This window comes from Flavobacterium sp. (assembly GCF_029242675.1).
Classification (GTDB): Bacteria; Bacteroidota; Bacteroidia; order Flavobacteriales; family Flavobacteriaceae; genus Flavobacterium.
This window is the reverse complement of the sequence record NZ_JAQWTM010000205.1, coordinates 1-1,614: the sequence shown is the minus strand read 5'-3', so window position 1 is coordinate 1,614 and position 1,614 is coordinate 1. Positions and strand designations below refer to the sequence as shown.

Genomic DNA, 1,614 nt, shown 5'->3' with positions numbered 1-1,614 from the left:
GTGGGAACTGGAGGTACAATTTCAGGAGTTGGTAAATATCTGAAGGAACAAAATCCAAATATTAAAATCTGGGGAATCGACACCTATGGTTCTGTTTTTAAAAAGTATCATGAAACGGGTGTTTTTGATGAAAACGAAATTTATTCATATATCACAGAGGGTATTGGAGAAGATATTTTGCCAGAAAATGTAAACTTTTCTATCATAGATGGTTTTACCAAAGTAACAGATAAGGACGCGGCGGTTTATACTAGAAAAATAGCACTAGAAGAAGGTATATTTGTTGGTAATTCAGCAGGTGCAGCTATCAAAGGACTTTTGCAATTAAAAGATCATTTCAAACCAGAAGACGTCGTTGTTGTTTTGTTTCATGATTCAGGAAGTCGCTACGTAGGGAAGATGTTTAATGATGATTGGATGCGCGAAAGAGGTTTCTTAGACGAAACAATTACAAAGGCAGAAGATGTGATCAAAGATCATATTGACAAGCAGCTAATAGTAGCAAGAACTGAAGAGTTAGTCTCTCATGCAATCGAGAGGATGCGTAAATATAAGATTTCTCAAATACCAGTAATGGACATTACAGGTTTTGTGGGTTCATTAGACGAGTCTGATTTATTTCAAAGCTATGTTTCTGATAAAAATACTGCCGAAAGACCAATACGAGAAGTGATGGGTAAAGCATATCCTATTGTACAACTAGGAACTACCATTGAAGAGGTTTCTAAATTATTCAGTAAGGAAAATCAAGCAGTGCTAGTTGATCTAGGAAATGGTAAACACCATATTATTACAAAGTATGATATTATTGGTTCTATAAAATAAATCATATCAAATAATTTATTGGGCCACGAGTCTTTATTCAAGATATATATTTAGAATAAAAATTCGTGGTTTTTTATGCTTATGATTTTACGATATAAACAAAAAAATAAAAATGACTTTTACCGCTATAGATTTCGAAACTGCCATAGGACATCATCCTTGTTCAGTGGGACTAGTTACTGTCGAAAACGGAGTAATTACAGATGAATATGTTACTTTAATTAAGCCGCCAAATAATTTGTACTCGCCCTATACAATTCAAGTACATGGCATACATCCTAGGGATACCGCAAACGCAAAAACATTCTCTCAGCTATTTCCAGAAATCCAAAGAAGGCTTCAAGGTAAAGTAGTCGTAGCTCATAATGAAAGCTTCGATCGAAATGTTTTAAGTAAATCAATGGCGCTATATAATCTGGATTATAATTGTTTGAATATTGCAGCTAAGTGGGAGTGTACTGTCAAAATATATAAAGCAAAAGGTTTAAAACCTACCAAATTAAGTGATTGTTGCCGCGAAATGAATATTACTTTGAATCATCATGAGGCGCTTTCTGATGCAAGAGCTTGTGCTCAATTATATCTATTGAAATAAATTTCAATTTGTTAAAGCGTTTATTTTCATTATATTAGTGGTTTAACCAACTTATATTATGAAAGAAGCTTTTTTACATCACCTCTGGAAATTCAAAAAATTTGATACACTGAATTTGCGGACTGTAAAGAATGAGGAAATCTTAATTTCTAATGTTGGTCAATATTTAGAACTGGCTGGTCCAGACTTTTTTA

General features: G+C 33.3%; 3 protein-coding genes. All 3 read left to right on the top strand.

Going from position 1 to position 1,614, the window contains the following annotated elements:
• A partial coding sequence (locus tag P8M54_RS07805; RefSeq protein ID WP_300286932.1) for a pyridoxal-phosphate dependent enzyme occupies positions 1-825 on the top strand: 825 nt, incomplete at its 5' end.
• Between the two features lie 112 nt (positions 826-937).
• Positions 938-1,420, top strand: a complete 483-nt coding sequence (locus tag P8M54_RS07800; protein WP_300286930.1) for a 3'-5' exonuclease — start codon at positions 938-940, stop codon at positions 1,418-1,420.
• A 58-nt stretch (positions 1,421-1,478) separates the two neighbouring features.
• Positions 1,479-1,614, top strand: a 136-nt coding sequence (locus P8M54_RS07795; protein ID WP_300286935.1) for a DUF2851 family protein, incomplete at its 3' end; no start/stop codon positions are given.

Bases quoted from the DNA above. Each gene is read 5' to 3' on its own strand.
- P8M54_RS07800 (WP_300286930.1), top strand. From the start codon at position 938: ATGACTTTTACCGCTATAGATTTCGAAACTGCCATAGGACATCATCCT.